The sequence below is a fragment of the Arthrobacter rhamnosi genome (assembly GCF_054510855.1).
On record NZ_JBTNDT010000010.1, the window covers coordinates 49351 to 74871 of the forward strand.

21 protein-coding genes and 1 pseudogene are annotated in these 25521 nt (G+C 69.6%); 8 read left to right on the forward strand and 14 right to left on the reverse strand.

Going from position 1 to position 25521, the window contains the following annotated elements; all coding sequences use genetic code 11:
* Nucleotides 1-106: 106 nt before the first annotated feature.
* The 10 genes from ACX80I_RS16120 to ACX80I_RS16165 form a co-directional block, all read right to left on the reverse strand.
* On the reverse strand, nucleotides 107-544 hold the full coding sequence (locus ACX80I_RS16120; RefSeq protein WP_459346123.1) for a GtrA family protein: 438 nt from the start codon (nucleotides 542-544) through the stop codon (nucleotides 107-109).
* Nucleotides 545-650: 106 nt separating this feature from the next.
* On the reverse strand, nucleotides 651-1691 hold the full coding sequence (locus ACX80I_RS16125; protein WP_459346124.1) for a LacI family DNA-binding transcriptional regulator: 1041 nt from the start codon (nucleotides 1689-1691) through the stop codon (nucleotides 651-653).
* Nucleotides 1692-1767: 76 nt separating this feature from the next.
* Nucleotides 1768-4353: a family 78 glycoside hydrolase catalytic domain gene (locus tag ACX80I_RS16130; protein WP_459346125.1), complete on the reverse strand. Its 2586-nt coding sequence runs from the start codon at nucleotides 4351-4353 to the stop codon at nucleotides 1768-1770.
* Nucleotides 4354-4419: 66 nt separating this feature from the next.
* Nucleotides 4420-5328: a carbohydrate ABC transporter permease gene (locus ACX80I_RS16135; protein WP_459346126.1), complete on the reverse strand. Its 909-nt coding sequence runs from the start codon at nucleotides 5326-5328 to the stop codon at nucleotides 4420-4422.
* A gap of 3 nt (nucleotides 5329-5331) precedes the next feature.
* A complete protein-coding gene (locus ACX80I_RS16140; RefSeq protein WP_459346127.1) occupies nucleotides 5332-6216 on the reverse strand; it encodes a carbohydrate ABC transporter permease in 885 nt (294 codons plus the stop codon).
* Between the two features lie 99 nt (nucleotides 6217-6315).
* Nucleotides 6316-7617, reverse strand: coding sequence for an ABC transporter substrate-binding protein (locus ACX80I_RS16145; protein ID WP_459346170.1), 1302 nt, complete (start codon nucleotides 7615-7617; stop codon nucleotides 6316-6318).
* A 223-nt stretch (nucleotides 7618-7840) separates the two neighbouring features.
* Nucleotides 7841-10084: a beta-glucosidase gene (locus ACX80I_RS16150; protein WP_459346128.1), complete on the reverse strand. Its 2244-nt coding sequence runs from the start codon at nucleotides 10082-10084 to the stop codon at nucleotides 7841-7843.
* Nucleotides 10085-10345: 261 nt separating this feature from the next.
* A complete protein-coding gene (locus ACX80I_RS16155; protein ID WP_459346129.1) occupies nucleotides 10346-10867 on the reverse strand; it encodes a flavin reductase family protein in 522 nt (173 codons plus the stop codon).
* Nucleotides 10868-10913: 46 nt separating this feature from the next.
* Nucleotides 10914-11354, reverse strand: a complete 441-nt coding sequence (gene soxR / locus ACX80I_RS16160; RefSeq protein ID WP_459346130.1) for a redox-sensitive transcriptional activator SoxR — start codon at nucleotides 11352-11354, stop codon at nucleotides 10914-10916.
* Between the two features lie 182 nt (nucleotides 11355-11536).
* Nucleotides 11537-12394, reverse strand: coding sequence for an SDR family oxidoreductase (locus ACX80I_RS16165; RefSeq protein ID WP_459346131.1), 858 nt, complete (start codon nucleotides 12392-12394; stop codon nucleotides 11537-11539).
* Nucleotides 12395-12683: 289 nt separating this feature from the next.
* On the opposite strand from ACX80I_RS16165, the pseudogene ACX80I_RS17295 reads away from it, so the two are divergent.
* The 3 genes and pseudogenes from ACX80I_RS17295 to ACX80I_RS16175 all read left to right on the forward strand — a co-directional run.
* Nucleotides 12684-12968 (forward strand): annotated as a pseudogene (locus ACX80I_RS17295) (Gfo/Idh/MocA family protein); the annotation flags it as partial.
* Between the two features lie 12 nt (nucleotides 12969-12980).
* The gene (locus ACX80I_RS16170) at nucleotides 12981-13724 is read left to right on the forward strand and encodes a Gfo/Idh/MocA family protein (protein ID WP_525929869.1); all 744 of its coding nucleotides are present in this window, start codon (nucleotides 12981-12983) and stop codon (nucleotides 13722-13724) included.
* Nucleotides 13724-14536 (forward strand): ThuA domain-containing protein, encoded by an 813-nt coding sequence (locus ACX80I_RS16175; RefSeq protein WP_459346133.1) that lies wholly within the window; start codon nucleotides 13724-13726, stop codon nucleotides 14534-14536. The genes ACX80I_RS16170 and ACX80I_RS16175 overlap by 1 nt, the downstream gene beginning before the upstream one ends.
* A 19-nt stretch (nucleotides 14537-14555) precedes the next feature.
* Here the strand turns inward: ACX80I_RS16175 and ACX80I_RS16180 are convergent, their stop codons facing one another.
* Entirely contained in the window at nucleotides 14556-15203 is a 648-nt protein-coding gene (locus ACX80I_RS16180) for a nucleoside/nucleotide kinase family protein (protein ID WP_459346134.1), read from the reverse strand.
* 145 nt (nucleotides 15204-15348) lie between these two features.
* Here ACX80I_RS16180 and ACX80I_RS16185 point away from each other — a divergent pair, with 145 nt between their 5' ends.
* Nucleotides 15349-15972 carry an SGNH/GDSL hydrolase family protein gene (locus tag ACX80I_RS16185; RefSeq protein ID WP_459346135.1) on the forward strand — a complete coding sequence of 208 codons (624 nt, stop codon included), beginning with the start codon at nucleotides 15349-15351 and terminating at the stop codon, nucleotides 15970-15972.
* 36 nt (nucleotides 15973-16008) lie between these two features.
* Here ACX80I_RS16185 and ACX80I_RS16190 read toward each other — a convergent pair whose 3' ends face one another.
* The gene (locus ACX80I_RS16190; protein ID WP_459346136.1) at nucleotides 16009-16827 is read right to left on the reverse strand and encodes a hypothetical protein; all 819 of its coding nucleotides are present in this window, start codon (nucleotides 16825-16827) and stop codon (nucleotides 16009-16011) included.
* Nucleotides 16828-17501: 674 nt separating this feature from the next.
* Here ACX80I_RS16190 and ACX80I_RS16195 point away from each other — a divergent pair.
* The 4 genes from ACX80I_RS16195 (at nucleotide 17502) to ACX80I_RS16210 (ending at nucleotide 23395) form a co-directional block, all read left to right on the forward strand.
* Nucleotides 17502-18959 carry a hypothetical protein gene (locus tag ACX80I_RS16195; protein WP_459346137.1) on the forward strand — a complete coding sequence of 486 codons (1458 nt, stop codon included), beginning with the start codon at nucleotides 17502-17504 and terminating at the stop codon, nucleotides 18957-18959.
* 54 nt (nucleotides 18960-19013) lie between these two features.
* Nucleotides 19014-20708, forward strand: a complete 1695-nt coding sequence (gene pelF / locus ACX80I_RS16200) for a GT4 family glycosyltransferase PelF (protein ID WP_459346138.1) — start codon at nucleotides 19014-19016, stop codon at nucleotides 20706-20708.
* Entirely contained in the window at nucleotides 20705-21808 is a 1104-nt protein-coding gene (locus tag ACX80I_RS16205) for a putative glycoside hydrolase (protein WP_459346139.1), read from the forward strand. Before pelF ends, ACX80I_RS16205 begins: the two co-directional genes overlap by 4 nt.
* Before the next feature lie 132 nt (nucleotides 21809-21940).
* On the forward strand, nucleotides 21941-23395 hold the full coding sequence (locus tag ACX80I_RS16210; protein WP_459346140.1) for a hypothetical protein: 1455 nt from the start codon (nucleotides 21941-21943) through the stop codon (nucleotides 23393-23395).
* Here ACX80I_RS16210 and ACX80I_RS16215 read toward each other — a convergent pair.
* Nucleotides 23361-24395, reverse strand: coding sequence for an acyl-CoA thioesterase (locus ACX80I_RS16215; RefSeq protein ID WP_459346141.1), 1035 nt, complete (start codon nucleotides 24393-24395; stop codon nucleotides 23361-23363). The genes ACX80I_RS16210 and ACX80I_RS16215 overlap by 35 nt on opposite strands.
* A 55-nt stretch (nucleotides 24396-24450) precedes the next feature.
* Nucleotides 24451-25494, reverse strand: a complete 1044-nt coding sequence (locus ACX80I_RS16220; RefSeq protein WP_459346142.1) for an alcohol dehydrogenase catalytic domain-containing protein — start codon at nucleotides 25492-25494, stop codon at nucleotides 24451-24453.
* Nucleotides 25495-25521: the final 27 nt, after the last annotated feature.

Genomic DNA, 25521 nt, shown 5'->3' on the forward strand with positions numbered 1-25521 from the left:
CCCATCCTACGATGGGGCGCTGCCCGTTCCCAGTCCCGCGTGACGTGCCGACACCCCCTTGCCGGCCGCCCGGGATATCAGGGGCGGGAAACCCCGGCCCGCGCGGTCAGGCGGCAAACGAGGGCTCGGCGGCTTCCTGCAGCACGGGGCGGAAGACGAAGAACCGGTAGGCGATATAACGGAAGACGTTGCCGAGGAGGACGCCGACGACGTTCGCCGAGATGTTGTTCGCCAGGGGGCTCGTGAGCCCCAGGAGGTAGTGCGAGACGACGAGGCACGCCGCGGCGATGCCGAGCCCCACGAGGTTCGTGAGGCCGAAAAGCAGGGCCTCCTCGTGCTTCGGACGTCCGGCGAACTGACGGAATGTCACGTAGTGGCTGCCGAGCCAGGAGACGCCGGTGGCCAGCGTGACGGACACGACCTTCGAGGTGATGGGGCCGATGCCGAACCCCGAGGCGAGGATGTTGTAGACGGAGATGTCCACGATGAAGGCGACCGTACCGACGACCGTGAAGGATCCGAGCCGCTGCAGGGCTTCGCGCACCGCTGTACTTCCTTTCCTGGTGACGGACCAGTTTACTCCTTAGGTCGCCTAAGCAACTAATCCGCGTCACGGACGAACGGCAGCAGTCCTTCGGTTAGGACCGTGGCTATCGGGAGACGGTGCTCCTGCGCACGATGAGCGAGGGGTCAAGGGTGATGCGGCGGTGTTCGTGGTTCCGGGGATTGTCGATCTCGTCGAGGAGGAGGCGCAGGGCTTCCTCTCCCATCTCGTGGCCCGGCTGGCTGACCGTGGACATGGGGATGGCGGCCTCGGAGGCGAACTGGTTGTTGTCGTACCCGATGACGGCGACGTCGCCGGGCACGGAGACGCCGGCGTCCGTCAGTTCGTGGATGAGCCCCGCTGCAAGCTGGTCGGCCGGGGCGAGGATGCCGTCGGGGAGCGCACCGTCGTCGAGCAGTTGCCGGGCGATGGAGCGGCCGCTGGCACTCTTCAGGTTGCGGCTCGGGATGACCTCCAAGCTGACGCCGTTTCCACGTTCCCGCACGGCGCGCCGCGCACCCTCGCGGCGGGCGTTGACGGCGTGGAGGTCCTCCGGGCCCCCTGCGAACAGCAACCGGGTGCGGCCGATGTCCATGAGGTGCGTCGCGGCGAGGTAGCCGCCGTGCTCCTCGTCGACCACCACGCTGCAGCAGTCCGTGCGGTCACCGGCATAGTTGACGAGCACGATGTTCCGGCCGTGCCGCCGTACCCGGTCCACCCCGTCGAGTCCGGCGTCCAGCGGAGCGAGGATGATCCCCGCGACGCGGGCCTCGTCGAAGATGTCGAGGTAGGACTCCTGCTTCTGGAACGTCACATCGCTGTTGGCCAGGAGCAGCGAGCGACCGGCGGTACTGGCGGCACCCTCGGCGCCGCGTGCGATGTCCACGAACAGCGAGTTGCCGACGTCGGTCAGGATCAGGCCGACCGTGTTGCTCCTGCCCGCTGCCAGCGAGCGTGCGGCGTCGTTGCGGACGAATCCCAGTTCGTCGATGGCGGCCGCGACGCGGGCGATCGTCTTCGCCGACACGATCTCCGGCTTGTTGAGGACGTGCGAGACCGTGCCGAGCGAGACGCCTGCGCGGCGCGCGACGTCGTTCATGCTGGGAGCAACGGCGGGGTCATCGCTCGCTGGCTGGGCGGCTGTCACGGCACCTCGATCAGGGTTTCGGTGTGGGGGACCACCCCGGCTGGGGCGGCACGTTTTCCCTTATGGTAGGCGACCTCTACAAAGCGGCAGCCACGTGCGTGAACGTGTGCGTGCCGGAGCCCACCGACACGGGGGCCTGGTTCGGGAGGTCGACGACGGCGGTGGAACCGGTGGGAACGGTGACCTCCACGGACAGGTTGCCGGCATCGAGCGACCAGGAGATCGACGCCGTTCCGTACGGCGTCTCGTGCCGGGCGCTCGCCGAGGTGAGGCCGCCCCCGGGCCGCGGGCGGAACAGGATGGAGCGGTACCCGGGAGCCGCAGGGGCGAGACCGGCGACCACGCGGTGCAGCCAGTCGGCCACGGCGCCGAGCGCATAGTGGTTGAACGAGGTCATGTTGCCGGGATTGATGGAACCGTCGGGCAGCATGCTGTCCCACCGTTCCCAGATCGTCGTGGCTCCCTGTCCCACGGCGTAGAGCCAGGAGGGGCACTCCTCCTCGAGCAGCAGGGCGTAGGCGGTCTCGACGTCGCCCACGCTCGTGAGGGCGTCGGTGACGAGCGGTGTCCCGGCGAACCCGGTGGCGATCCGGTTCCCGGCGTGGCCCACGAGTTCCGCCAGCCGCTCGCCGCCGCGGCGCCGCTGTTCCTCGGTGGGTGCGAGCCCGAAGGCCAGGACGAGTGCGTACGCCGTCTGGGCGTCGCTGACGACGCGGCCGGACGGGGAGATGAACTCGCGGGCGAAGGCGTCGCGGACCTTGCGGGCCAGCTCGCGGTAGTGGAGCTCGTCGGTGGTGTTCCCGAGGACGCTCGCCATCTCGGCGAGGTGCTGGGTGGACCACGCGAAGTACGCGGTCGAGACGAGGTAGCGGTCCGTGGTGGCGTCGGCCGGATCGTGGGGTGGCGCGGCAGGATCAAGCCAGTCCCCGAGTTGCATCCCGGTGTTCCAGAGGTAGGACGTCCCGGCGCGCTCGGCCATCAGGTCCACCCACGCCTTGGCGCTGGCGTACTGGGTGGCGAGGATGCCGGTGTCGCCGAAGCGCTCGTACAGTTTCCACGGAGTCAGGACGGCGACGTCGCCCCAGACCGCGCCCGGCTGGATGGGCGTCCACTCGTCCCCGCCGGGGATCACGGGGACGTACCAGGGCACGGTGCCGTCCTCGAGCTGTTCGGCCGCGACGTCCTTGAGCCACGAACCGAGCATGCCGGAGCAGTCGTAGAGGAAGGTGGCGGTCGGAGCGAAGACCTGCAGGTCGCCCGTCCAGCCCAGCCGCTCGTCGCGCTGCGGGCAGTCCGTGGGGATGTCCACGAAGTTGCCGCGCATGCTCCAGCGCACGTTCTCGTGCAGGCGGTTGACCCCGTCGTGCGAGCTCTCGAACCAGCCCGTCCGCTCCATGTCCGTGTGGTAGACGCGGGCGGTGATGGCTGCCATCGGATTCTCGCCGGTCCAGCCCGTGAGCTCCGCGTAGCGGAAGCCGTGGATGGTGAAGCGGGGCTCCCACTCGACGTCGTCACCCGATGCGGTGTAGACGTCGGTCGCCGCAGCACCGCGCAGCGGACGCGTGCCCAGCTCGCCGTTCTCCAGGACCTCGGCATGGCGCAGGCGGATCTCCTGCCCGTGGGCGAGACCGGACACTCGGAGCCGGAGCCGGCCCACGAGGTTCTGCCCGAAGTCGAGGAGCGTCCTGCCCGACGGCGAGGTGGTCACCGCGATCGGCGACAGTTCCTCGGTGCAGCGCACGGGCGGACCATCGGGTGCCACGAGTGTCGCGGGGTCGCGGGGGACGATCCGCACGGGAGACCAGGCGGAGTCGTCGAACCCGGGCGAGGACCAGCCCGCCGGCTCCTGCCGGGCGTCGTAGTGCTCGCCCTCGTACAGCCCGGTGCTGAGGATCGGTCCGAAGCCGGCACGCCAGGTCTCGTCCGTGCCGAGCACGGTGGTGGAACCGTCGTCGTGCGTGATGTGCAGCTGGGCCAGAAGGGCGACGTCGCTGCCGTACAGGTTCGCGTAGCCGCCGTGGAATCCGAGGCGGCCGCGGTACCAGCCGTCGGCGAGCCATGCGCCGATCGCGTTACTGCCGGGGACCAGCGCGTCGGTCACGTCATAGGTGGAGTACCGCAGGCGCTGGCCGTACACGGTCCAGCCGGGTGCGAGCGCCTCGTGGCCGATCCGCTGCCCGTTGATCTCGACCTCGTAGAGCCCGTGTGCCGTGACATACAGGCGCGCCTCGCGGACGGCCTTCTCCACCGGGAAGTCGCGGCGGACGAGGGGCGGTCGGCGCAGCGCCTCCGGGTCCTCGTCCCACGCCGGTGCCACGGCACGGGCCGACCAGTCGGTCGGCTCGAGCAGCCCGGTCTCCGCGGTGGAGGCAGGGCTCCACGCGCTCGGTGCGACGTCGTCCGCCCCCCACACCCGGACGCGCACCGTGACCGCCGTGCGCGAGGGGAGGTCGGCTGCCGGCCAGGGCACCAGGACCGAGTCGGGGGAGGTGACCACCAGCGAGGACCAGGTGTCGCTGCCGTGGACCACCTCGATCTCATAGCGCTGCTGCACCCAGCCGGGCTCCGCCGCGGTCTTCCAGCTCAGGCGGGGCCGTCGCTCTCCGATCCCCAGGGGCTCGCGGTGGTGCTCGAACGAGACGGGGCTGACGGTGATCGGCATGGAGATTTCCTTCTGGTGTGGGTCGCCGGGCAGGCGGAGATGGTGCGGTGTCACGGGGGCGGGCACTCAGCCCTTGACGGAGCCGGCGGCCAGGCCCTTCATCACGCGCTGGTTGAGGAAGAGGTAGATGGCCAGGGTCCCGAAGACGTTGATGCAGATGGCCGCGAACAGCGGGCCGTACTGCACCGCCCCGAACTGTCCGGTGAAGTTGAGCAGGCCGACCTGGATGGTGCTGAGGTCGCTGTTGTTCGCGAACGTCAGGGCGATCAGGAGGTCGTTCCAGATGAAGAAGAACTGGACGAGCGCCACGGTGAACACCGCGTTGCGGACCATCGGGAATCCGATCGAGAGGAAGGACCGGATGATGCTCGCGCCGTCCAGCGTCGACGCCTCGAACACCTCACGCGGCACGGCGCGGAAGTACGTGGCCATCATGAACACCGTGAGCGGGAGGCCGGTGGCGGTGTAGGTGATGATGAGCGGCCACAGCGTCCCGGTCAGCCCGGTCTTGAAGTAGGCCGAGAAGAGGGGGAGCAGGATCATCTGGCCCGGCACCATGATGCCGGTCAGGAAGATCAGCAGGACGCCATTGCGTCCCTTCCACACCATGACCTCGAGCGCGAACCCGGCGGCCACGCCGAGGACGATGATCAGGGCCAGCGACGGCAGGGTGGCCATGAGCGAGTTGGCCACGAAGACCGCGATGTTGCCGGTGGTCCAGGCCTCGATGTAGTTGTCGAAGTTCAGGGACCCGGGCAGGGCCCAGACGGGGTCGTTGAGGAACTCCTGCTGCGTCTTGAACGAACCGAGCACCAGCCACAGCAGCGGGTAGAGCTCGACGACGAGCAGGAGGGCGATCAGCAGGTGGATGGGAAGCCTGGCGAGGCGCTTGCCGGCGCGGGAGCGGGAGCGGCGGGGCTCCTGGCGCTGCATCGCCTGGAGCGGGGCCTTGCGGGCGGGTACCTGGGTGCTCATGGCTCAGTCCTTGGTGAGGTCGCGGCGCGAGGACCGGAAGATGAATATGGTGACGATGAGGCACAGCAGCGTCAGCAGCAGGGCGATCGAGCTGCCGTACCCGTAGTCGCCGAAGGCGAAGGATGTGCGGAACATGTACAGCGTCAGGGGGGTGGTCGAGGAACCCGGGCCGCCGTTGGTCAGGGCCACGATGGAATCGAAGACCTTGAGGGTGCCGTTGATGCTGAAGATGATCGAGGACAGCAGGACGGGCATGGACAGCGGCAGCACGATGCTCCGAATGAGCCGCCAGCCGGTGGCGCCGTCGAGTCGGGCCGATTCGAGCATGTCCTCCGGGATGTCAACGAGGCCCGCGTAGAGCAGGACGGCGTAGAAGCCCATGGAGCGCCAGATGTCCATGAGGACGATGACCCAGAAGGCGCTGGAGGCGTTGCCGAACCAGTCGACGGATTCGACGCCCACCCCGTTGAGCAGGCTGTTCACGAGCCCGTTCTGCGGGGCGATCTCGAACATCTTCTGGAAGAGGAGTGCGACGGCGACGGTCGGCAGGACCACGGGGAAGAACACGAGGGTGCGGATGATGTTCGAGGACTTCTTCAGGATGAACACGTACATCAGCGAGAGCAGGTAGCCCATGACGATCTGGCCGACCGTGATGACGATGGCGTACCGGACCGTAAAGGAGAGGGCCGTGCGGACCTCGGGGTCGGTGAACAGCCGGGTGAGGTTGTCCGTGCCGGCGAAGGTGAAGCCGGAGATCGCGTTGCCGCTGAAGAACGTGTAGCCCATCGACCAGATGATGGGGACGAGCATCACCAGGGAATACACCAGCAGTGCTGGGCCCAGGAGGATGGCGAGGGCTTTCTTGTCGCCCAGTACTGACTGCATGGTGGTCCTTTGTCTACGTCTTGTGACCCGCGTCGCGGGGGACGCGGTGAGGGGTGCGCCGGGGAGGAGTCCGTCTCCTCCTCCCCGGCGCGGGCGGCCCTACTTGAGGGCGGACTGCACGGTCTCCATGAACTGCTCGGGGCTCATGCTCCCCGTCACCAGCGGCGCGGCGTTGGTCTGGCTCGCCGTCGTCGCCTGGGTGCCGAAGAGGGCCTCGAACCAGAGGACGCTCTCGTCGGTCGAGGAGATGGTCTCCTGGACGGTCTGCGTGAGCGGGTCGACGTCGACCTCCTCGTTGACCTTGAAGCCCGAGATCGAGCCCTGGTTCTCGAGGGCCGAGCTGCCGTAGTTCTCGGTGATGCACTTCAGCCACTCGCCGGTCTGCTCGTTGTAGGCCTTCTGCGAGATGGCCATGGGCAGGCCCACGTTGGCCGCGTACTGGTTGTCGATCCCGGCGCCGCCCTCGACCTTGGGGAACGGCATGAAGCCGATGTTCTCCGTGCCGATCTGGTTGGCTGCCTCGTCGTTGAAGTTGGCGAGCACCCAGCTGCCCATGTAGAGCATGCCGGCCTTGCCGTTGAGGAACTGGTTGATGGCGGTGTCGTAGTCGATCGACCCGACACCCTCGCCGAAGTAGCCCTTCTGGCCGAGGTCCGCGACGGCAGCCGCGGCTTCGACGTACTCGGGGTCGGTGAGCTTGGCTTCGCCGTCGGCGACCTTCTGCAGCGCGTCCTTGCCGAGGTTGCTGAAGAGGTAGCCGCTGATGAGGCGGGTGAGCGGCCAGCCCTGCTCTCCCGATGCGGAGAGAGGCGTGACGCCGGCGGTGTTGAGCGTCTCGGCGGCCGCAGTGAAGTCGTCCCAGGTCTGCGGGACCTCGATGCCGTTGTCCGCGAAGAGCTGCTTGTTGTACCAGATGCCCTCGACGTTGTACTGGTAGGGCAGCACGTTGAAGCCTCCGTACAGGGCCTTGATCGTGTCGATCGCCGCGGGCTCCACCTGGTCGAGGACGTCCAGGTCGGTCAGGGTTGCCTCAAGGTCGAGGACGTTCCCCGATGCCGCCAGTTCCTTCGTCAGTGCGGGGGCGTTGCCGGCCGCGAACTGCACCGGCAGGGCATCCTGTCCGGCGAGCAGCTGGAGCTGCTGGTCCAGGTTGGTCTGGGGGACGGTGTCCACCTTGAGTGGCATGGCATCGGCGGCGGTCTTGCACTGGTCGCCGGCCAGGGTCTCCAGCTCGGTGGAAATCGTGGTGTTCTCGACGTTCGTGAGGAAGGAGAACTCTCCGGCCGTTGCCTCACCGCCGCCCCCGCCGTTGTCCGAGCTGCCTGCGCCGCAAGCGGTCAGCAGGAGCGATGCGGTGCTGAGTCCTACGCCCAGAAGCAGCATCCGGTTCTTGGTCCGCATGGTGGCCACGTTTTCCTCCTTGAAAGTGTGCGCCCCGTTTTTGAAGCGTTTCAATAACCGAGAGTAGGGCCGTCGGTGGAGTGTGTCAACTGTCACACCGGACTCCGGAGGGAGCACTCCTGACGGGCGATCAGCGGCGGGGAGGGGGCCGGCCGCGCACGCAGCAAGGCCCCGCCCGTCACGGGTGACGCGCGGGGCCTTGCTCGGGGTGGTCAGCCGGGGTTCAGCGAAGGGTCAGCGCGGAGCGCAGCGGCAGCTCCTGCGAGGAGCCGCCCACCTCGACGCCGAACGTCCCGCCGGGCACGGTCCACGTGTCCCGGGTGGCGTCCCACACCGACAGGGGATGGTCAGGACCTGCGGCATCCACGACGACGTGCACCTGCGTCGTCTGATGAGGCTTCAGCGTCACCTTCTCGAAGCCCATCAGGCGCTTGCCGGGCTCGTCGGAGGCTTCCGGCAGCGTCAGGTAGACCTGGCCCACCTCGGCTCCCGCCACGGATCCGGTGTTCGTGATCTGGAACGTGATGTCCAGCGACGTGGTCCCGGTCTTCCTGTCCACCACGGGCCTGACCCGCAGGTTCCGGTAGTCGAAGTCCGTGTAGGACAGGCCGTGCCCGAAGGCGAAGAGCGGATCGATGCCCTGCGCGTCGTACCACTTGTGCCCGATGGCAAGGCCCTCGGTGTAGTTCACCTGGCGGATCTCCCGCGAGCCGGCGGGCGCCGTCGTGGTGCCGTTCGAGTAGACGCCGGGGTACTGCTCGGCGGTGCGCGTGGGGGTGTCGGCGAGCGACGCCGGGAACGTCATCGGCAGTTTCCCGGACGGGTTGACGTCCCCCCAGAGGAGGTTGGCGAGTGCGGGTCCCTGCTGTTCGCCGGCGTACCAGGTCTCCAGGACGGCTTCCGCGTCGTCCAGCCACGGCATCTCCACCGCGCTGCCCGTCTGGAGGACGGCGACGGTCGCGGGGCTGGCTGCCGCAACGGCCTGGACGAGCGCGTCGCCGTTGCCGTCGAGCCGGAGATCCGCCAGGTCGTTGAACTCGCCGGAGGTGTAGTACCCGACGACGACGGTGACATCCGCCTGCGCGGCCACCGCTGCGGCTGCCGCCGGGTCCGACCCGTCGTTGAAGACGACGGTCGACCCTTCGGTCGCCGCCCGCTCGCGGAGCGCGTCCTCGATCGAAACGACCTGCGAGCAGTCGAGCGTGTTCGGCGAGCCGAAGGGCCACTTCATGCTGCAGGTCGTCTGGGCGCTGACGCCGTTGGTCGTGGTGCGGGAGGCGGTGGGGCCGATGACGGCGATGCTCTTCGGCTCCGAGGACAGCGGCAGGACGCCGTCGTTCTTGAGGAGCACTGTGCCCTCCTCGACGGCCCGGCGGGCGATGTCCTTGTGCTCGGCCGAGGAGACCGACGCGGTCGCGGGGGTCGGCAACGGGGTGTCGAACAGGCCTCCCCGGATGTAGGACCGGACGACGTTGAACGCGGCGCCGTCGACCTGCTCCTCCGTGATCTCGCCGCTCGCCAGCGCCTGGTCGAGCAGCTTCGGGGTGAAGTAGATGGGCCGGTTCAGTTCCTGGTCCAGCCCGGCGTCGATGGACGCCCCGGTGGAGTGCACGGCCCCGAAGTCCGACATGACGTACCCGTCGAAGCCGAGCTTCGAGCGCAGGGTGTCCTTCAGGAGCGGGTTCTCGCATCCGTACACGCCGTTGATCTGGTTGTAGGAGCACATGATGCTCTCCGGGCCGCCCTCGGCGATCGCGATCTCGAAGGGCAGGTCGTAGGCCTCGCGCAGCGTCCGTTCGTCGATGTTCGAGGAGCTCGCGTTCCTCGAGAGCTCCTGCTCGTTCGCCACGAAGTGCTTCACGTTGGACAGTACGGGCTTGCCGGGATTGCCCTCCTCGATGCCGCGGATGGCAGCACCGGCGAGCGATCCGCTGAGGAGCGAGTCCTCCCCGAAGTACTCGGCGGTCCGGCCGGACAGCGGCGTCCGCCCGCTGGCGATCCCGGGGCCGAGGACCACGTTCTTGCCCTTGTCGAAGGCCTCGGACCCCTGCGCCGCGCTCTTCTCGTACACGAGGTCCCGGTTCCAGCTGGCACCGAGGGCGATGGGCGCAGGGAAGGCCGTGACCCCCTGCGTGAACCGCACGCCGTCCGGGCCGTCGGTGTAGACGACCCGCGGCGTGCAGGGCAACTGCGGTTCGTAGGCCACGCCGCTGAACGAGGTGGTGGCGGGGTCATTGGCGGGCTGCTCGACGAGCCACCGGTACTTCTGGCCGAGGGTGCTCGCATCCAGCAGGATCCGGGCCCGCTCGTCCGGGGAGCGCGAGGTGTCCATCCATGGACAGTCGGCGGGATAGGGTGCGCCGGGCGTGGCGTCCGCTGCCGGCACGGCTGCCGCGAGCGGGGCTGACGCGAGCAGGCTCGCGACGGCGATGACCGCGAGCGGCCTGCGTCGGGTGGGATTCTTCATGTGTCCTCCTTGACACTTCAGCTTTGAAGCGCTTCAATTTTCAGGACGCCGCAGGTTCTCCCGGGTGGAACGAGAAGGAGTGGCGCCGGTGGGTGCGGAGTGTGATCTACGCCTCACGTCCTGCCCAACCTAGGGCGGGACGCCGACCGGGTCAAGTGCCGGAGGACCAGCGCCCTTCGCCCTCGCGGTCGGGTGGGGGCGAGGCCCGGCCATGCCCGAAAACCCTTCCGCGAGGAGCGTCCGCAGCCGAATCCTGGCGGGTCAGCCCAGCAGCGACCGGTCGTCCAGCCGGTGGTAGGAGCGGTTGTGGTAGACCAGTGGCGCGACGTCGTCCTGTGTGCCCTGCTCGATGGACAGGACCTCGGCTGCGAGGATCATCGATCCGCCGACGGGCAGGCGGTGCAGGATGCGGCAGCGCAGGGCCCAGGGAGCGTCGGTCAGGAGTGGCTCACCGGAGGGGAGCGGGTGCCAGTCCACGGCGCCCCCGAAACGGTCGGTGCCCTGCGTGGCGAAGAGGCGGGCGATGGCGAGCTGGTCGGCGCCGAGCAGGTGCACCACGAGGGTGTCCGCCCGGACCAGGGCGGCGGCCGACGACGAGGCCGTCGACACGGAGAAGGCGAGGACGGGCGGCTCTGCCGAGACCGACGACACGGAGGATGCCGTCAGCCCCACCGGGCCGTCCGGACCCTGGGCGGTGATGACGGCGATACCGGCCGGATGGGCGCGGAAGGCATCCTTGAAGAGTTCCGCGGGAGGGGCGGCGTGGCCGGTGGGGGCTGTCATGCAGTCAACGCTAGAACCTCAACGAAGGTTGAGGTCAAATCGGCTCTCACGGGTCGAGGAGGGTCGACGGGACGCCCCTGGAGCCTGCCGTGTCGTTCGGATTGACGAAGCCGCAGGCCGCCAGCGACAGGCAGCCGCAGCCGATGCACCCGCCCAGCCTGTCCCGCAGGTGTTCCAGCTGGGCGATGCGCGCCTGGATCTCCTGCTGCCACGCGGCCGACAGCCGCTGCCAGTCCTCCTGGTCGGGCACGCCGTCGCTGGGGAGTTCTGCGAAGGCTCGTGCGACGGTGGCGAGCGGGATGCCGGCGCGCTGGGCCGCTCCGATGACGGCGACCCTGCGCAGGACCGACCGGTCGTAGCGGCGCTGGTTGCCCGAGGTCCTGCGGCTACGGATCAGGCCCTGGCGCTCGTAGAAATGCAGGGCGGAGACGCTCATGCCGCTGCGGGCTGCCAGTTGTCCCACGGAGAGGTCCTGGTCGCCGGCCATCGTGCTCCTTCCTGCTGCAGTCCGCGTTCCCGCCGTCGTAGCCGCGACGCCGGCGGCGGCCTGTGGCGTCGTGCACGGCTTGTGCGGCCCGGTGGCCCGATCCGTCGGCGTGTTGCCCTGCGACACGCACTTCGCACCCGAAACGCGTGCACGATGCCGCAGGTGCGGGCGGCGCCGTCGGGCTACGTGCCGAGGAGCTCGCGGACGTGCTGCCGCAGCGGAGTCGTGGGCCGGCCGATGATGCGCGACAGGGTGCCGTCGCTCTCGGCGAGCAACCCGGCGGCGATGTTCGCATCGAGCGCCGCGACGAAACCTGCCGTGCCCCCGTCCAGCCCGAGATCCTTCAGGGCGGCGATGTGCTCCTCGGTGGACACCTGGTTCACCGTGACGGAGATGCCGGCGACCTCGGAGACGGTGGCGGCGAGCTCGTCGAAGGTCCAGGGCTCGTCCCCTCCGAGTTCGAGGATCTCGCCCGCGTACTCGTCGGACAGCAGCACGACGGCGGCGGCCTCGGCGTAGTCCTGGCGGGTCGCGCTCGCGATCCTGCCGCTGCCGGTGCTGGTGAGGATGCTGCCGGTCGAGGCCGCCTGGCGGATCGTGTCGTCGTAGTTCTCGGTGTACCAGTTGTTGCGCAGCACGGTGTAGGTGAGGCCGGAACCCTCGAGGAGCCCCTCGGTCGCCTTGTGCTCGGGTGCCAGGACGAGGTCCGACGTCGTGGCCTTCGGCGCGCTCGTGTACACCAGTTCCACGCCCACTTTGCGGGCGGCGTCGATGACGGCCTTGTGCTGTACGGAGCGCTGTCCCACCTCGTTGCCGGAGATGAGGAGGATCTTCCCGGCACCCGCGAAGGCGGCATCGAGGGTCGACGCGTCCGCGTAGTCGATCCGGGCCGTGCGGACGCCGGATGCGGCCAGCTTGCCCAGCGCATCCTCGTTGCGGCCGCCCGCCACGACGGTCGAGGGGTCGACGCCGCGCGCCAGCAGCTGCTCGACGACCTTGCGGCCGAGGTGTCCGGTGGCTCCGGTGATGACGATGGTCATGGGTGTCCTCCTGTTCGGCACCCGTTCGGTGCGTGTACAGGCGGTAACGAGGCGGGGGCCGAAACCCTTCCCGGGATGCACTTCCGGGCATGTCCCCTCCTGGGCGTCGGCATGGCCGGCCGCCCCGTGCCACTGCCCCACCGGTTCCAGGGGCTCGTGGACAGCACCCGCGGACGGACGGTAGGACTACTGGAGGGGCTCACGCCGTAGCCGCCGGACCCGAGAGCGAAGGACCGCATCCGTGGACGAGCATGTACCGCACGGGCAACGCCGCCTCAGGGTGGGCGTGGTGGGCATCGGCTGGGCCGGACGCCAGCACCTCGCGGCCTACGGGAACCGGAAGGACGTCGAGCTCGTCGGGGTGGCCGGTATGGAGCCCGTACTCCTCGCCGAGCTCCGTGACGAGTACGGCATCCCGCATGCGGTCGCGCGGTGGGAGGACCTCATCGCGCTCGACGGGCTCGACGCCGTGAGTGTCGCCGTTCCCACGTTCCTCCACGCACCGATCACGGTCGCCGCGCTCGACCGCGGCCTCCATGTGCTCAGCGAGAAGCCGCTCGCACGCAACGGAGACGAGGGCCGGCTCATGGTGGACGCGGCACGCAGAGCCGGTCGCGTGCTCGACGTCGCGTTCAACCACCGCCGGCGGGGCGCCATCTCTGCCCTCAAGCGCATCATCGACGACGGCGGACTCGGCCGTCCCTACTACGCCAAGGCGTCCTGGCTCCGCCGCTCCGGCATCCCATCGCTGGGGAGCTGGTTCACCAATCGGGAGATGGCGGGCGGCGGGCCCCTCGTGGACATCGGCGTCCATGTGCTCGACTACGCGCTGTACCTGCTCGGCGAGCCGACGGTCCTCTCCGTCTCGGCGTCGACCTACGCCGAACTGGGCACGCGGGGCCGGGGCGGGGGAACCTACGGGGCTCAGGCGGCGGGCTCGGCGTTCGAGGTGGAGGATTTCGCCTCGGCCTTCCTCCGGCTCGAAGGCGGCGCGACCCTCCTCGTCGAGGCCGGCTGGGCCGCCTATCGCGATGCGGACGACCTCATGGATTTCCGGGTCTACGGGACCGACGGCGGCGCCGAGATGACCCGGACCGGTGCGGCGGGCGACGCCGTGGAGACCCTGCACGTGTTCACGGAGGACGGCGACTACGTCCCGGAGATCGGTGCGCCCCTGGGCCACCGGGGAGTGGTCGACGATTTCCTCGCCGCCATCCGCGCGGGCGAGTCCGAGTGGGGCAGGCACGACGGCTCACTCGCGCTCGCCCGGGCCCGCATCATCGACGCCTGCTACGCATCCGCAGCCCAGCACCGGGAGGTCCAGCTCTGATGGCACACGAAGAGGCACACGACAGGGAGAACGACACGAAGAGCGACAGGGAGAACGGCAGGGTGTTCGACAGCACGCCCGCCATCGTCGTGTGGAACGAGGGCGTCCACGAGGCCCGCAATGAACCCGCGACCATCGGCGCCATGTATCCGCGGGGCATCCACGGGGCCATCGCGGAATCCCTCGCCCGCTACTTTCCGGGCTCGGACATCACGACGGCGACCCTGGCGGACCCGGAGCACGGACTCACCGAGGACCGGCTCGCGGGCACCGATGTGCTGCTCTGGTGGGGGCACATCGCCCACGGAGAGGTGTCGGACGACGTCGTCGACCGCGTGCACCGGCACGTCCTCGGTGGCATGGGCTTCGTGGTGCTGCATTCCGGCCATTTCTCGAAGATCCTCACGCGGCTCCTCGGCACCACGTGCTCCCTGAAGTGGCGGAACGACGGCGAACGCGAGCTCGTGTGGACGGTCAAGCCGTCCCACCCCATCGCCGCGGGAATTCCGAGTCCTATCGTCATCCCGGAGCAGGAGATGTACGGTGAGCTCTTCGACATCCCGGAACCCGACGATCTGATCTTCATCAGCTCCTTCGAGGGCGGGGAGGTGTTCCGGTCCGGCGTGACCTTCTCGCGCGGCAAGGGCCGGATCTTCTACTTCAGCCCCGGCGACCAGGAGTACCCGGTCTACCACCATCCCCAGGTCCAGCGCGTGATCGCCAACGGCGTCGACTGGGTGGCACAGCCCGGCGTCGACCGCGCCGCACCCGGCGTCGGGAACCCTGCGCGCGACTGGTTCCTGGCGGGCTAGCTGTCCCTGGGCAGTACAGCTAGCCGATCCGCCAGCCCGAGACGTCGAGGATGCGGTCGGCAGCGCCTCTGGTGGCATCGACAAGGCCGGCGTTCGGTTCGTCCACGCGCTGCACCCAATCCTCGGCGTCCCCCGGCGACTTCCCGAAGCGGACGTGCCGGTCGATCAGCCGGCGACGGCGGACGTCGGCGTCGAGGTCCACGAACCACACCTCGTCGAGCTGCCGGCGTGCCTCGCGCCAGCCCGGCCAGTCCAGCAGCAGGTAGTTCCCCTCCGTCACCACGAGCGACATTGAGGGAGCCACCGCGAGTGCGTTGGCCAGGGGTTGCTCGAGGGTGCGCTCGAAGGCCGGCGCATAGACCCGGTGGTCCGGGCGGCTCCGCAGCCTGGCGAGCAGGGCGGCGTAGCCGTGCGCGTCGAAGGTCTCCGGGGCGCCCTTGCGGTCCAGCAGTCCCTGCCGTGCGAGCTCGGCATCCGCCAGGTGGAAGCCGTCCATGGGCACGTGCGCCCGGGTGCCCGGATCGAGCGCGGCGAGGGCGCGGGACACCGTCGACTTCCCCGCCCCTGGCGGTCCGACGATCCCGATCAGCACACGCCTGCCGTCCGTCGGAGCAGGGGCGAGTGGCACGAGGTCCTGCGGTCCGGTGACGACGAGGGCTGGACCCACGTGTCCTCCTCTCGGATCGGTCCCGACGCCGAAGGTGCCGGCGGAGGCTTCTACTCCATCTTGCCCTCCTCGGCCACCGCGGCAAGCGGTGGTGGCCGAGCCGCGCTGCAGCGACGATGGAGGGACCGACCAACCAGGAGGCCGTATGGGACACGTGGTGCTGCTCGGGGATTCCATCTTCGACAACGGGCGGTACGTCGATGGCGGGCCCGACGTCGTCGAGCAGGTCCGCGATGCCCTGCCGCAGGGCTGGAAGGCGACGCTCCTGGCGGTGGACGGGGACGTCACCTCGGGCGTCGTACGCCAGCTGCGCGCACTGCCGCCGGACGCCACGCACCTCGTGGTCAGCGTCGGCGGGAACGATGCGCTCGGCTACCAGCACCTGCTGCAGCGGCCCGTGCGCGGCGTCGCCGACGCGCTGCTCGCCTTCTCCTCCGCCCAGCAGGACTTCGCAGGGGACTACGACGCCATGATCGACGCCGTCACGGCGGTGGGCCTGCCCACGGAGGTCTGCACGATCTACGACACACCGTCCTCGGAACCGGGCTACGCGGTGATCCGCACGGCGCTCGCGTTCTTCAACGACTGCATCACGCGGGCGGCGTTCTCACGGGGCGTATCCGTCGTGGACCTCCGCCTGGTGTGCGACGACGACGGCGATTACGCGAATCCCATCGAGCCCTCGGTCCAGGGCGGCAGGAAGATCGCCGCGGCCATCTCCGCATTCCTCCTGCCGGCAGCCCGGCATTCGGCCGCGATCGCCCGTTGATCATCCAGTTCCCCGGCTGAATCGTCGGCAGGACGGTTAACCGGCCGGCCGCAGCGACGTGATCATCGCCCTGATGTCCTGGTACTCCTCCGTCTCCATGTAGGCCTGCGGGGTGTCGATGTGCTGGGGCTTCCCCGGGTAGATCTCGAAGGGGTCATAGGTCCCTCCGAAGGCAGCCCCCGACGGCGGCCACGTGAAGAAGTGGGCGATGGGGCACGCTGTCGGGCCCGTGGGCTCGGGCCCGGAGGTGATCCCGTACGCGAGCGTGGAGGCGGCCACCGGATCGGCCACGGAGGGATCCGTCCGTCCCTCGAACACGAAGCGCGGTGTTCCGGAGTCCTGGGTGAGGGCGGGGAGCACCTCCGAATCGAGGAGCGAGTAGGGGAGTTCCTCGGGGCAGACGGCACCGGTCACGAGGTGCGTGCGCAGCGTTGCGAGTCGTCGGCCGGAGGCATCGTCGACGACGACCAGCACCCCCTCAGGGGGTGCTTCCGGCGCGTCGGAGACGTCCCAGTCCGCAGGGTGGTCGAAGGACAGGCTCCCGTCCGACGTCGTGTAGGTCGCCCAGTTCCCGTCCGCGGCGGGGTCCGACGGCTTCCCGGACGGTACAGGTCCCGCGGGTGACGGGGTCGGAGCTCCGGACCCGCCGGGCTGCCCGGTCGGCTGCTCCGAGGGCTGGTCGGACGACTGCCCGGACGGCACCGGTTCCCCGGAGGAGGTGGCCGTGACGGGCTGGGCTTCGTCCGAGGCCTCGGGAGTGCCGGCGCCGGCCTCGGGGGAGCCGCAGCCGGAGATGATCAAGGCGAGGCACAGTGCCCCTGATGACAGCAGTACTGGTGTTGCTGGGCGACCCATGGTTACTCCTTCGTATCGTGAATGGATCGCTCCATGGTGAGCCCGAACGGGTGCAGGCGACAGAGCCGCAATGGAACCGTTGCCGGCGTCGTCGAACCGTTGCGTGTTCGTTGATGGTTCGTGATGCTGCGCCGGTCGTTCCTGCTGCCCGACCAGGTCCTCCGGCCGCTCGGACGCACCGATCCGACGAGCCGGCAGAACCCACCCGGCGAGCCCAGAAGCGTATCGGCTGCTCTGCCGTTCCGGGGGTGTTCTTTGTCACGGTTGGGACGCTTGTGCAATATGTCACCTCCAGTGCCTCCCTGACATCTCCCGGAAACCGCGCCGATAAGCGGACCCAAGTAGTCAGGGCCCTGCCGAGCGAGTAGCGCGAGGCCCTCCTTCACGTAGGCAGGTCGGCTCAAGGCAGTGGAACGGCGGACGGGTAGGTAGGACCTACTCGTGTCCGTGCCCGGCTTCGGCCGATACCTTGATCGAGGTGCTCGCTGGCAGAGCCGGCGACGACGCACCCATGCCCTTCGGGCGGGACAACGACCGGACCTGCCATCTGCTGGCATCCCAGGTGCGCGGCTACAGCTCAGCTGGAAGATCCCGTCCCACACTGTCTCACTCACGCCTCACACGAGGCCGCCGACCGGCTCATCCCGCCGCGCCGGCGGGCCCAAGGAAAACCCATGACATCTCTGCAGTCCCTCCTTCAGGACTCCATTGCCCGACGCCGGGCACTGGTCATCGTCGTCGCGCTCATCCTGACGGCCCTCGTGCCGCTTGCCGACACGATCCTTCCCGCCGGCTGGTCCTACGCCCTGCTGGCCGGCGGGGTCCTGCTGGTCATGGTCACCCTGCTTATGCTCGCGCGTCCCGCCGCCTCCAGCGGCGAGCGGGTGGTACCCGACGGCGGTGCGCGTCCCGGTGCCGGGCTCCTGCTGTATCTCTCGCCCGTGATCCTCCTGAACCTCGTGTACCCGCTGGTCAGCCCGGCCATGGCCGCCGTCAACGTCGGGGGCGTGCAGCTCACCCTCGTGGTGCTCGCCTCCTCGATCACGGTGCCGTGGCTCGCGCAGGCCGCCTGCCTCCCGGCCTACCGGGCCATCGGGGACCTCATGGCGGAACGGGACATGGGCGCCATCACCCGCCGGTTCTGCACCACCTGGCCGGCGATGTTCGTGCAGGCGCTGCCGCTCGTCGTCGTCTTCGCCCTCCCGCTCTGGCTTGCCACCCGCTGGTCCTTCACGGCCCTCGCCACCTACGCGGCCCTCTGCGCACTCCACCTGCTCTTCGTCCAGTCCCTCGTCCTCGCGAACGTCGGCGACCGCCGCGGCCTCTGGGCCATCGCCTGGATCGCCTACGCAGCCGCCCTCTTCGTCGCCCCCACCATCTGGTGGCTTCCGCCGCTGCTCGGGGCGCTCACGCAGATCGCCGCCATGGGTCGCGGACTGGCATCCGTCCGCCTCAGCCGGCGCCTCGGCGCGCGGGACTTCTCCTCGGACCTCGTCCGCGGGCTCCTGCTCGGGGCCGTGCTCTGGGCCGACAAGTTCGTGCTGTTCCTCGTCACGGACGGTGACTTCCAGGTGGTGATCGTGTTCCTCGCGATGCTGCCCGCCGTCGTCGCCTACAACTACTACTTCGTGAACCTCGCCCCGCGGGTGGACAAGGCCGTCGCCACCCTGCACCGGACGATCGCCGAGGAGCCGCTCACCGTCCTCGCCACGCGGTCCAGGCGACTGAGCCGGACCGTGGACCGCGCCGTCCTCAGCACCGGCGCCGTCGGCATGGTGCTCACGCTCGTCATCTCCCTGCTCCTCGAGGGAATCCAGCCCACCAACGTGCTGCTCGCGGTCTCCGTCGGCGTCGCATCCTGGGCGTTCATGATCCTCACGCTCCTCAGCTACGAACTGGATTACATCGGCGAGAAGATCGTGCCGCAGGTGCTCGGTGGGATCCACCTCGCGCTCTGTGCCGGCGCCTTCCTGCTGATCGGTGCCACACAGACCTCCACAGGCGCGGCGCTCGCGTACGGAGCCCTCGTGGTGGCGGACCTCGTGCTCGTCGTCGTCGCGTGGGTGCTGTACAAGCGCCACTGGTCGCAGCCCGAGTACACGCTGTTCTGGCGCCACGCCACGTCCTGGTAGCACCGCCGCACACCCGCCAGTCTCCACCCGCTTTCAGCCCACGAAGGAAGAACGATGTACGTGTTCAAGACCCCGAAGGCCCGCCGCGCAGCACTCGAGCAACCCGCCGCCGTCGTCCCTCCGGCCCAGGCCGCACGGCAGCGCCACTACGAGGACGTCGACGTCGCGATCGTCATGGAGTCCACCTACCCCTACCTCAAGGGCGGCGTCTCCGCCGTGGTGCACGACATCGTCACCCACAACCCGGACCTGACCTACGGGATCATCCACATCACCTGGGACTCCGACGCTCCCCATGAGGACCTCTACGGGATGCCCGACAATGTGGTCTGGGTGCGCCCCGTCTACCTGAGCATGCAGGAGCACCGGCACGACTTCATGGCCGTGTCCGCGAAGGACCTCGGTATGACCCCGGGGGAGCGCGCGGCGCTCGCCGACCGGCTCTTCGATGCGCTCTACGCACTGTCCGAGCGGCGCGAGGTGGAGCCGCTCTGGGAACTCGTCGACGAGGGGTTCAACGAACGCACGCGGACCTATCCGCTCTGGGCCCTGCTGGGGACGCGCGAGTTCATGGAGGCGCTCTCCGTGCGCATGCCCCAGCTCGACCTGTCCCTGGCGGACTCCTTCTGGACGCTGCGCAACTTCCTCTCGCTCGCCTACGCCGTCCTCGGGGACACGATGCCGAGGGCGCGCGTCTACCACGCACACACCACGGGCTACGCCTCGCTGCTCGGTGCCGCCGCCGCGCGGGACCACGGGACGTCGTTCCTGCTGACCGAGCACAACCTCTACGTGCGCGACACCGTCAACACGCTGCTGGACCGCAACATGGCGCTGTCGATCACCTCCGAGGACTACCGGACGTTCGACGTCACCCCCGAGCAGCGGGCCTGGATGGCGTGGTGGACCGAGATGGGGCACTTCTGCTACCCCAGCGCCGCCCTGATCACCTACCTGTACCCGACGGCGATCACCGAGGCCGCCCGCCTCGGCACCGACATCGACAAGGCCGTCGTCGTGCCCAACGCCATGGTCATCGAGGAATTCGATGACAAGTACCGCGCACGGCTCGCCGCGCAGGAACACCTGGAGCAGCACGGGGACGACCACACGTGGAGCCTCGTCTACATCGCCCGCGTCGTGCCGATCAAGGGACTCCTCGACCTCCTGTCGAGCATGGACCTCCTGCGTCGCCACGGCTTCCCGAACCTCCACCTCGAGGTCCTCGGCCCCACCGAGCACGTACCCGAGTACTACGAGGCGTGCCTGGCCAAGATCGAGAGCCTGGGGCTGCACGACCACGTGACCATCCACGGGACGGTCAACGTCCGGGACATGCTCGACCAGTTCGACCTCCTGGTGCTGCCGAGCTACAACGAGGGCCAGCCCATCGTGGTCCTCGAAGCCATGGCCGCAGGCATCCCCACGGTCGGGACCGACGTCGGCGGCATGCGCCAGCTGATCGGCGACGAGCTGTACACCTCCGACGGCCGGACCGTGGGCTCCTGCGGCGAGCTGGTGGTCGCCGGCGACGTGGAGCAGATGGCGGAGAACATCCGCGCCGTGATCGGCAACCGGGCACTCTACGCGGAGTACGCGGCCAACGCCCGGACCCGCGTGCAGGAGTTCTTCCAGATGCACGAGATCATGTCCTCCTACAACGAGATCTACCGGACCGTCGGTGACATCACCGACCTCCGCGACCTGGACACGGCCCGGTTCGAGGACGTCAGCCGGATCGACTCATGACCGGGGTCGGCGCGTGGATCCGGTACGGAGACCCGCTGCTGCCGGGGCAGCTCGAGTTCGCCGCGGAGCACTACCGCGTGGCGATCCTGCAGCCCTGGGAGACCGCCGCCGCGGAGGAGCTCAAGCGCCGCCGTCCCGACATGACGGTGCTCTGCTACAAGTGCCTGTCCTCGACGCGGAGCTATGAGCCCGGGCCGGTCTACACCTCCGGCGTCTCCTATGCCGAGGCGGAGAAGCAGGCCGGCGCGCCTGCCGGCAGCGGGACGGACGGCGGCTGGTTCGCCACCCGGCTGGACGGCAGCCGCATCGAGTGGGAGCGCTATGCGGGCCACTGGCAGATGCGCGTCTGGGACCCCGCGTACCAGCGCCGCTGGGTGGACAACGTGGTCACCGAACTGCGGGATTCACCGTTCGACGGCGTCATGGCGGACAACGACGTCTTCGAGGACTACTACGGGCTGCAGCTGCCCATTTCCGGCGCCGCGGACATGGCCGCGCTCCGCTCCGCGCTCGGCGACCTCGTGGCCGCCGCGGGTGCGGCGCTGAACGGCGTCGGGAAGATCCTCGTGCCGAACATCGCCGAGTCGCGCCGTGAGCCGGGCAGGTGGCAGGCCCACGCCGCCTACGGTGGGGGCTTCGAGGAGGTGTGGCTCGGCTACAGTCCGGTGGACCTCTTCGATCCGGTGACCGCCGAGGCGCAGCTCGCACAGGCGGCAGGCCCGGGACTCTCCATCCTCCGCGTGCCCACCGACGGCGACGACCGCCACCCCAACTTCGCGTACGGGCTGTCGGCGTTCTGGATCTTCGGCGAGGGCAGGGGCGCCTATTCCGCCACGGCCCACGACGACTACAGCCGCACCCAGTACGCCCCGGAGCTCGACTGGCAGCTCGGCGCCCCGCGCACGGAGCCCAAGGGCAGGAACCACGCCTGGTGGCGGGAGTTCGACGGCGGCTTCGCGGCGGTGAACTTCAACCGGGACGGCAGGCGGCGCCGCAAGGTGCGGATTCCTGCAGGCCTCGTGGACGCCGACGGCCGGCCTGCTCCATCGTCGGTGGTGCTCCCGCCGCAGCGCGGGGTCCTCTACCGACGCCCCGACTGAGCAGCGGTCAGCCGCGGGCTTGCGGCAGCCATCCGCAAGCTGGAACCGCCCTTTTGTCAGGTTCTCCGCAGGATTCGACCCGATCAGGACCGCGGCGGGTGACCGTCCCCGGGAGTGCCCCATTATGTGGGTATGAAACTGAATGCCGCTGGGGCAACTTTCGTTTCCGCGGCACTCGCTGTCGCCTTCGCCGTCTGCTCACTCGCCACGCCCGCGAGTGCCGGCAGCCTGACCACGAGCACGGGGCAGCAACTGCCCGCCTATCTGCAGGGCTACCGGCAGGGCCAGCTGCTCTGCCCGGGAGCGGCACTCACGGGCAAGGTCTCCGTGGCCATCGTCGATCCGATGATGGCCACCACGGATGCCCCCGGGGACTGCACGCTCTCCGACATGAAGGCAGCCAACCCGGGGACCACCTTCCTCGCCTACCTGAACATCGGTGCGATGAGGGACTTCGAGTCCTGGAACGGCGTCTTCCAGAACTCCTGCGCCGACACCGCGACCGACGCCGGGAAGCAGTTCGGGGTCACCACGTCGAACTCCAGGGTGGCCCGTAACGAGGACGGCCTGGCGAGCTACCCTGGGTTCTCCTACCTGACGGTCGCCGACCTCTCCCCGGCGTACGCCGACGCCTGCGCGGCCACGGCACACACGCTCCTGAGCACCGATGCGCAGCGTGGGACCACCGACGCGGCCCCCGCCCGGTTCGACGGCATCTTCCTCGACGACGCGTCCATGTCCCCCTCCCACGGCCAGGACATGGTCGACGTCGGGCAGTGGGGCCCCTGGCCCGACGACGACGCCTACGGCCGCGCCCTGATCGCCGCCGTGCAGCGCTTCGACGCGACGCTCACGCGCACCATGGGCCGGGACGTTCCCGTCGCCGTGAACCTCGGCGTCTACCCGGCGTGGACCAACCAGGTGAACCTCGCCAAAACGCTGGCGGCCACCCGATCCGTCGACTTCGCACTCCGCGAGCACGTCGTCGCGACCGGCACGGGCCGGCCGCTGCCGGCGATCGACCTGGACCAGGCGAGCGCGGCGTACCAGGCCATCACCGCAGCGGGGATGCCCGTGGTGGAGCACGACTACTCGGTGCCGCTGCGCGAACTGCCGACGACCGCCTACCGCCAGGGCAACGACATCGGGACCTCCGCCCCGTGCCTGCGCGACGGGTTCGGCACCCGGTCATCCGTGGTCGCCGCGGCGAAGACCCGACGTACCCTGGACCACCGCATGACGCTGGGACACCTGCTGCAGACCCGCACGGGCAGCGCCCTCCGGATGACGGCGACCCTCTCGCAGGCCGAGCCCACCTGCCAGGACAACGCCTGGGACGACGACGCGAACCTCGAGACGGTCACCACGGCGTCGGTCAGCTCCACCGATGCCCAGGTCACCGCGCTAACCACGGCGGTGACGTCGGGTGCCTACGCCACGGCGGCGCCGCTTCGGTTCGCCGGAGTCAATGTGGTGCGGCTGTCCGACGGGAAGGTGGTGGCGGTCAACACCACGACCATCACGCGCTCCGTCACCGCGTATGGCAGGACCCTCAGCGTCCCGGCGCGGTCGGCGACGATCGGCTGACACTCCCTGCGGCGCCGGAAGCCTCCGGCCGCAGGTGGGTGGGCAGGATGCTGCCGGGCGCCCGGCTGCGGATGAGCAGCAGGTTCCGCGCGTGCTCGTGGAGGCGCCGGTCCTCGTCCGAGCGCGGTACCCAGGGCGGGACCGGGACAGCCGTGCCCTCGTCGTCGCGCGCCACCATGACCGTGAGGCACGTGGTGGTCAGGGCCATCTCCCGCGACCGCGGGCTGCCGGAGCGGACGTGGACCGCCACGTGCATCCCTTTGTGCCCGGTGTAGACCAGGCGGGCTTCCACCTCGACGACATCGCCGATGTGCAGCGGCTTCAGGAACCGCACGCCGCCGGAGAAGACCGCGACGGTGTCCAGCCCGCAGTAGCGCGTGGAGCAGACGTAGGCGGCCTCGTCGATCCAGTCCATGACCGTGCCGCCGTGGACCTTTCCGCCCCAGTTGACGTCGGTCGGTGCGGCGAGGAACCGGAGGACGGTACGTTCGGCGGTCCCGGCGTCCGTGTACTCCTGGCGGCTCATCTCTTCCACGATCTCCCTGCGCACGTCGATGCGGGCCACGGCGTGGTCGCTGTCCAGGCGTTCGGCGTCGGTCCGGGGCTCGAATGCGGGAACGGGCACGGGTTTCCCATCGGGCCCCACCGCCACGAAGATCACCAGGCATTCGCTGCGCCGTCCGCCATCGTTCCCCGAGACGGACCCTGACGAGACGACGGTCCGGATGTGCATGGAGGACGTGCCGGTGTGGACGATGGTGGCCTCGACCTCCACGAGGTCGCCCACCACCACGGGGTCCGCGAAGTGGATGTTGCCCACGTAGGCGGTGACGCAGTAGGTCTTCGCCCAGCCGACGGCGGCGGCGTAGGCGGCCTTGTCCACCCACTCGAGCACCGTGCCGGCGTCGACCGATCCGCTGTGGCCGAGGTCGGTGGGGGAGGCGAGGAACCGCAGGGTGACGGAGTGCGCTGCCTCCGCGGTGGGCGAGAAAGCATTCATGCCCCAGTATCCCCACCCGGGAGACTCAAGCGGTAATGCAGCCCCCGCGCGGCTGTCACAACCGGAGGTCGACGACGGTGACACCGCCCGCCGATCGGTCGCCCGCCATGGCCACGAGGGCGTCCGGCACATCCGCCAGGGGGATGGTCCGTTCGATGAGGTCCTGCGGACGCAGGCGGTCCGCCGCCACCAGGTCGAGCAGCCCGGGGTAGTCCCGCGCCGGCATGCCGTGGCTGCCCAGGACGGAGAGCTCCTTGCCGATGACCGCGCCCATGGGGAGAACGGGGTCCGAGGGGAAGAGGCCGATCTGGACGTGGCGGCCGCGCGGGCGCAGCGAGAGGATCCCGACGGCGGCCGTCTCCTCGCGGCCGAGGGCGTCCACGGAGACGTCGAAGCCCGACGGCGCCGTCTCGCGCAGGGCCCCGAGCACGGCGTCGCGCGGCAGGCCGGAGGAATTCACGGTCCTGGCGGCGCCGAACCTCCTGGCCCGCTCCAGCGCGGCGGCGTCGATGTCGACGGCGACCACCTCCGCGCCCAGGGCCGCACCGATCATCACGGCACTGAGGCCCACACCGCCGCAGCCGACCACCACGAGGGTCTCGCCGGCTCCGAGGCGCGCCTGGTGCACGAGGCCGCGGTAGGACGTCGCGAACCGGCAGCCGAGCAGCGCGGCGGCCCCGCTGTCGAGGGAACTGGGCACGGCGATCAGGTTGATGTCGGCGTCGTGCAGGGCCACGAGGTCGGCGAAGGAGCCCCAGTGCGTGAAACCCGGCTGCGTCTGGTTGCGGCACACCTGCCCATTGCCGGACAGGCACTCCGGGCAGCGCCCGCAGGCGCAGACGAACGGCGTGGTGACGCGGTCGCCCACGGCGAAGAGCCGGACGTCGTCGCCGACCGCGGTGATGGTGCCCACCAGCTCGTGGCCGGGGACATGCGGGAGGGTGATGCCGTCGTCGTGTCCCAGCCACCCGTGCACGTCGCTGCGGCACAGGCCCGTGGCCTCGACGCGGACGACGACGCCCCCCGGCGACGGAAGGGGCTCGGGGACGTCCCGGAGGACAGGGCGGGCGGAGAACTCATCGAAGCAGACAGCGCGCATCACACCATTCTGCCCCGCGGATCCGCC

What these genes read in the sequence shown, in the direction of transcription:
- ACX80I_RS16130 (WP_459346125.1), bottom strand. Translation starts at nt 4,353, where the DNA reads ATGCCGATCACCGTCAGCCCCGTCTCGTTCGAGCACCACCGCGAGCCC.
- ACX80I_RS16135 (WP_459346126.1), bottom strand. Translation starts at nt 5,328, where the DNA reads ATGAGCACCCAGGTACCCGCCCGCAAGGCCCCGCTCCAGGCGATGCAG.
- ACX80I_RS16140 (WP_459346127.1), bottom strand. Translation starts at nt 6,216, where the DNA reads ATGCAGTCAGTACTGGGCGACAAGAAAGCCCTCGCCATCCTCCTGGGC.
- ACX80I_RS16145 (WP_459346170.1), bottom strand. Translation starts at nt 7,617, where the DNA reads ATGCGGACCAAGAACCGGATGCTGCTTCTGGGCGTAGGACTCAGCACC.
- ACX80I_RS16150 (WP_459346128.1), bottom strand. Translation starts at nt 10,084, where the DNA reads ATGAAGAATCCCACCCGACGCAGGCCGCTCGCGGTCATCGCCGTCGCG.
- ACX80I_RS16155 (WP_459346129.1), bottom strand. Translation starts at nt 10,867, where the DNA reads ATGACAGCCCCCACCGGCCACGCCGCCCCTCCCGCGGAACTCTTCAAG.
- soxR (WP_459346130.1), bottom strand. Translation starts at nt 11,354, where the DNA reads ATGGCCGGCGACCAGGACCTCTCCGTGGGACAACTGGCAGCCCGCAGC.
- ACX80I_RS16165 (WP_459346131.1), bottom strand. Translation starts at nt 12,394, where the DNA reads ATGACCATCGTCATCACCGGAGCCACCGGACACCTCGGCCGCAAGGTC.
- ACX80I_RS16170 (WP_525929869.1), top strand. Translation starts at nt 12,981, where the DNA reads ATGGTGGACGCGGCACGCAGAGCCGGTCGCGTGCTCGACGTCGCGTTC.
- ACX80I_RS16175 (WP_459346133.1), top strand. Translation starts at nt 13,724, where the DNA reads ATGGCACACGAAGAGGCACACGACAGGGAGAACGACACGAAGAGCGAC.
- ACX80I_RS16185 (WP_459346135.1), top strand. Translation starts at nt 15,349, where the DNA reads ATGGGACACGTGGTGCTGCTCGGGGATTCCATCTTCGACAACGGGCGG.
- ACX80I_RS16190 (WP_459346136.1), bottom strand. Translation starts at nt 16,827, where the DNA reads ATGGGTCGCCCAGCAACACCAGTACTGCTGTCATCAGGGGCACTGTGC.
- ACX80I_RS16195 (WP_459346137.1), top strand. Translation starts at nt 17,502, where the DNA reads ATGACATCTCTGCAGTCCCTCCTTCAGGACTCCATTGCCCGACGCCGG.
- pelF (WP_459346138.1), top strand. Translation starts at nt 19,014, where the DNA reads ATGTACGTGTTCAAGACCCCGAAGGCCCGCCGCGCAGCACTCGAGCAA.
- ACX80I_RS16205 (WP_459346139.1), top strand. Translation starts at nt 20,705, where the DNA reads ATGACCGGGGTCGGCGCGTGGATCCGGTACGGAGACCCGCTGCTGCCG.
- ACX80I_RS16210 (WP_459346140.1), top strand. Translation starts at nt 21,941, where the DNA reads ATGAAACTGAATGCCGCTGGGGCAACTTTCGTTTCCGCGGCACTCGCT.
- ACX80I_RS16215 (WP_459346141.1), bottom strand. Translation starts at nt 24,395, where the DNA reads ATGAATGCTTTCTCGCCCACCGCGGAGGCAGCGCACTCCGTCACCCTG.
- ACX80I_RS16220 (WP_459346142.1), bottom strand. Translation starts at nt 25,494, where the DNA reads ATGCGCGCTGTCTGCTTCGATGAGTTCTCCGCCCGCCCTGTCCTCCGG.